This window comes from Streptomyces silvae (genome assembly GCF_016745505.1).
Taxonomy (GTDB): domain Bacteria; phylum Actinomycetota; class Actinomycetes; order Streptomycetales; family Streptomycetaceae; genus Streptomyces; species Streptomyces silvae.
In genome coordinates this window covers 1-4,810 of record NZ_JAERUC010000062.1, presented here as the reverse complement: position 1 = coordinate 4,810, position 4,810 = coordinate 1, and the positions used below count along the sequence as shown (strand labels likewise).

Sequence of the window (4,810 nt, the reverse complement as noted above, 5' to 3'; positions counted from 1 at the left end):
TCAGCTGCTCTAACCAACTGAGCTAACGGCGCCTGCTGACCTGGAGAACTTTACCCGATGTCCGAGGGTGCTCCTGACCAATTCCTCTCCGGTCCGGCCTGTCGGATGGTCGTTTTTTCCCTTTAGTCCGTCACCATGAGATATGCCTGGAAAGTTGAGATGTGGAAGATCTGGACGACTGCCGAGGGGAAGAGGAGTCGCATGACTGTGCCGGTCTTCGAGGAGTACGAACCCGCCGCCGACTGCGGGTGTCCGGGCTGCGCGCAGCGGCGCCGTACGGCCGCGGCCCTGCCCGTGCGCTACGGCGGCCACCCCGCCGCCCACGGTGCGCGGCGGGCGATGGTGCTGGTCACCGCGGCGGGGGTCGTCCTGTCCTGCGGGGCGGGCCAGGCCGCCGCCACCGCCGCCGGACGGGACACCCGCGGCGGCACGGTGACCGACCCCCAGCCGGTCACCCCCCAGGGCCAGGTGGGCCCCCTGATCAGCGACGGAGCCTCCGGTCCCCCCTCCGCCCCGGACACGGCGGCGCGCACGACGACCCGGACCGAGATCATCAACCGCGCCAAGAAGTGGGTCTCGGCGAAGGTCCCGTACGACATGGCGGCGTACTGGTCGGACGGCTACCGGCAGGACTGCTCGGGCTTCGTGTCGATGGCCTGGAACCTCGGCAGCAACGAGTGGACCGGCAGCCTCGCCGCCTTCGGGACGAAGATCGCCCGCGCCGACCTGCAGCCCGGCGACATCCTCCTCTTCCGCAACCTGGCCGACCCCGCGGTGGGGTCGCACGTCACGGTCTTCGGCGGCTGGACGGACCACACCCACAGCCACTACCTCGCGTACGAGCAGACCCGGCCGAACGCGCGGGCGGCGACGACGCCGATGGCGTACTGGAGCAACTCCTCGAAGTACGTGGCCTACCGCTACAAGGGCATCGTCAGCGGAGCGAGCGGCAGCGGGTCGGCCACCACGTTCCCCGGCGCCGCGAAGTTCGGCCCCGGCGCCGACAACGCGCACGTGACCCGGCTCGGCCAGCTGCTCATCGCCCAGGGCGGCAAGCGCTTCTACGCGCAGGGCGCGGGGCCGCGCTGGAGCGACGCGGACAAGCGGGCGACCCAGGCGTTCCAGCTGGCGCAGGGGTGGAAGGGCAAGGAAGCGGACGGCATCCCCGGCCCGGACACCTGGAGCCTGCTGCTCAAGGGCACCGGGCACAGGATCCCCGCCGCCGCCCCGAGCGGGACCGTGGCCTACCCGGGGCGGAGCTTCTTCCAGCCGGGACAGTCCAGCAGCCACGTCCAGCGGCTCGGCACGCAGCTGGTGAAGAAGGGATACGGCACGCACTACGTGACCGGTCCCGGACCGCGCTGGACGGAGGCGGACCGCCGCAACGTCCAGGCGTTCCAGCGCGCGCAGGGCTGGAGCGGGAGCGCGGCGGACGGATACCCGGGGCCGGAGACATGGCGCCGGCTCTTCGCGTGACGGGTGAAGCGACGGTACGGACATGACGACCGCAGGGACATGACGGAGGCGGGAATGCGATCAACGGAGAACGTGCGGGGCGAGTGGGACGAGCTGGGCGAGCGGGACACGCGGGTGATCGTGCCCGGCCCCGGTGTGGGGCAGGCGCGGGCCGAGGACACGGGGGCCGCGGGTGCGGCTCCGGCTGTGGAGGACGACATCCCGGCGGACCTGGGTCCGGCCCTGGACGCCGTCGCCGGGGTGGGCCGGGCGGCGCCGGGCGGCGGCGGACCGCTGGTCCCGGGCCTCGGCCTGGACCTGGGTCCCGGCCCGCGCACGCAGTGGGAGCCGGCGTCCGCGCCGGCGATCCCGGGCCCGGGCCCGGAGCTGGAACCGGGCCTCGACGTACGCCCGGGGGACGGTCCTGCGTCCTCTCCGGTACGGGCCCCGAAGGCGCAGGCCCCGGCAGCGGACCCGGCGCTGGACCGGGCCGCGCACCCGGACCCGGTCGTGGACCCGGCCGCCGAGGCGGAGCCGGTGCGGGGCGCTGGACTGCCGGGCCTGAACCGGGGCGCGGCGCGCGGTGCCGAGCCGGTGAACCCGGGCGCGGGTGAGGCGCGCGGTGCTGAGCCCGTCGGCCTGGGCCGAGAGGTGGCGCGTGGCCTGGACCCGCGTGACTTGGACCCGGAGACGGCGCGCGGTGCTGAGTGGGTGAACCCGGGGCCGGACGCGGCGCGTGCGGCCGGGCTGTCGGGGCCTGACCGGGAGCCGATGCGTGACCCGGGGCCGCTGGACCTGGACTTGGACGCGGCGCGTGACCCGGGCCCGATGGACCTGGACTTGAGCGCGGCGCGCGGTGCCGAGCCCGTCGGTCTGGGCCGAGAGGTGGCGCGTGGCCTGGGCCCGCAGGACCTGGACCCGGAGCAGGCGCACGGTGCTGAGCCGGTCGGGCTGGGCCGGCGGCCGGCGTGGGGCCCTGGCCCGCTGAGCATGGACCCGGACCCGGACTCGGCGCGCGGTGCTGAGCCGCTGGGCCTCAACCCCGGCCCGGTGCGTGACTCCGACCCCCTCGTCCTGACCCCGGACCTGGCGCGCGCCCCCGAGCCGTTGGAGCTGAACCCGGACCTGGCGCACGCCCCCGGGGCGCCGGACCCCGCCCCGGACCTGGCGCGCGACCCCGAGCCGGTGACGCCGCAGCCGGAGCCGCAGTCCGAGGCCGACGCGGGGCCGGGCAGCGGAGTCCGCGTCGAGGACGACTCCGACGAGGCGACCGCCCCCGGCCCGGGCAACGGGGTGGCCGGGGCGGTCCCGCCCGGCGGTGACGGTGAGCGTGCGCCCGTGACGCTCACCGTCGGTGCCGCCGACCCGGTCGCCTGGTGGGGGGCCGGGCGCAGGCAGCCCGTCATCTCCACCGAGACCACCGCGCCCATCCCCGTCCATCTGCTCTTCCGCGACGACGACCAGGGCGGCAGCCCCACCGCCGCCCCGGGCGGCACCGCGCGGCGGTCCGGCGAGCGCCGCCCGCCCCTGCCGCGCTCCCGTCGTACACAGCAGGCGCCCGCCCGGCCCGCGCCCCTCGCCGACCCCCGGCTCACCGAGCGCCCCGGACCCGTGCTGCCCGGCTGGGCCGCGCTGTCCACCGCCTCGGCGGTGGCCGCCGCCGGGCTCGCCGCGTTGTGGTGGCAGGGCGCGCTGCCCGCCGCGGTGACCGCCCGGTTCGGGCTCGCGGACCGCCCGTACGACGGCATCGGCACCGGGGTCTGGGCGCTGCTCGCGCTGGTCGTGGCGGTGGCCCTGTTCGCGCTGCTCGGCCTCGGCCGGGGCAGGTCCGGGCACGCCTCGGTGCTGACGCTGTTCGGCGACTACCGCGGCAGCGTCCGGCGCACCGGGCTCCTCTGGATCTCCCCGCTCCTGGGCCGCCGCCGTATCGACGTACGTCTGCGGCACTGGCGCAGTGAGCCGCTCGCCGCCGTGGACGCGAGCGGTACCGCGCTGCGGGCCGTGGTCCTTGTCGTCTGGCGGGTGAAGGACACCGCGCGGGCCGCGCTCGGGGTCGCCGACCACGAGGGGTACCTGCGCGACCAGGTGGAGGCCGCCCTGGCCAGGGTCCTCTCGCAGCTGCCCGCCGACGCCTTCCTGGAGGAGACCACCCGCACCCTGCGCGACGCGGAGGCGGTGGGCGACGCGCTGACCCGCATGCTGAAGGCGGACTGCGCGCCCGCGGGCATCGAGATCTACTCCGCCCAGCCGACCGTGATCGAGTACGCCCCCGAGGTCGCGGCCGCGATGCAGCGGTGCCGGGTGGCGGCCATCGACGCGAAGCACCGGGACGGGGTGCTGACCTCCGTGGTCGACGCGGTGGACGACACCGTCGGCCGGCTGACCGCGCGCGGCATCGTCGAGCTCGACACCTACGAACACAAGGCCCTGGTCAGGGATCTGACGGTGGCCTTCTACACCGGCCGCAGCGGCGGGGAAGGGGCCTGACCGCCTCCGCGCGCACCGGACGGCGTGCTGAAACCCGGCCCACATTGGTCTGGACATGTTCATGCCGCGTCAATAATCTGGACTTGGTCTAGACCGCACAGATGCGCGCAGCACAGCTCGGATCGACAGCTCGGATCATCCCCAGAACATCCCCCACGTTCTCGAGGAGCGACACAGCATGCGGAAAAGGGCAAGCGCGGCCGTCATCGGCCTGGCGATAGCGGGCGTCTCCATGTTCGCGACCAGCAGCGCCAGCAGTCACGGCTACACGGACTCACCCATCAGCCGGCAGAAGCTCTGCGCCAACGGCACCGTCACCGGCTGCGGCAACATCCAGTGGGAGCCGCAGAGCGTCGAGGGGCCCAAGGGCTTCCCGGCGGCAGGACCGGCGGACGGCAAGATCTGTGCCGGCGGGAACAGCGGATTCGCTCAGCTCGACGACCCGCGCGGCGGCAACTGGCCCGCCACCCAGGTCACCGCGGGGCAGGGCTACAGCTTCCGCTGGCAGTTCACCGCCCGGCACTCCACGAGCGACTTCCGCTACTACATCACCAAGAACGGCTGGGACTCCACCAAGCCGCTGACCAGAGCGGCGCTGGAGTCGCAGCCGTTCATGACCGTGCCGTACGGCAACCAGCAGCCTCCGGCCACCCTGACCCACCAGGGCACCATGCCCACCCAGAAGACCGGGAAGCACATCATCCTGGCCGTCTGGAACGTCGCGGACACCAGTAACGCGTTCTACGCGTGCTCCGACGTGAAGTTCTGATCCTGCGCGGCACACAGCACAGTGGGCGGTCTCCCCGGAAGGAGACCGCCCACTGTGGTGTCTGTGCGCCGTCAGGGACTCGAACCCCGGACCCGCTGA

At 74.2% G+C, this 4,810-nt stretch carries 3 protein-coding genes; all 3 read left to right on the top strand.

The window, feature by feature from the left end; translation table 11 throughout:
* Positions 1-201 precede the first annotated feature (201 nt).
* The 3 genes from JKV81_RS08010 to JKV81_RS08000 all read left to right on the top strand — a co-directional run bounded on the left by JKV81_RS08010 (position 202) and on the right by JKV81_RS08000 (position 4,711).
* On the top strand, positions 202-1,476 hold the full coding sequence (locus tag JKV81_RS08010) for a peptidoglycan-binding protein (RefSeq protein ID WP_202075263.1): 1,275 nt from the start codon (positions 202-204) through the stop codon (positions 1,474-1,476).
* Positions 1,477-1,530: 54 nt separating this feature from the next.
* Complete coding sequence (locus JKV81_RS08005; RefSeq protein ID WP_236055737.1) at positions 1,531-3,942, top strand: SPFH domain-containing protein; 2,412 nt, start codon at positions 1,531-1,533, stop codon at positions 3,940-3,942.
* Between the two features lie 178 nt (positions 3,943-4,120).
* Complete coding sequence (locus tag JKV81_RS08000; protein WP_099172784.1) at positions 4,121-4,711, top strand: lytic polysaccharide monooxygenase auxiliary activity family 9 protein; 591 nt, start codon at positions 4,121-4,123, stop codon at positions 4,709-4,711.
* Positions 4,712-4,810 lie beyond the last annotated feature (99 nt).

What these genes read in the sequence shown, in the direction of transcription:
- JKV81_RS08010 (WP_202075263.1), top strand. Translation starts at nt 202, where the DNA reads ATGACTGTGCCGGTCTTCGAGGAGTACGAACCCGCCGCCGACTGCGGG.
- JKV81_RS08005 (WP_236055737.1), top strand. Translation starts at nt 1,531, where the DNA reads ATGCGATCAACGGAGAACGTGCGGGGCGAGTGGGACGAGCTGGGCGAG.
- JKV81_RS08000 (WP_099172784.1), top strand. Translation starts at nt 4,121, where the DNA reads ATGCGGAAAAGGGCAAGCGCGGCCGTCATCGGCCTGGCGATAGCGGGC.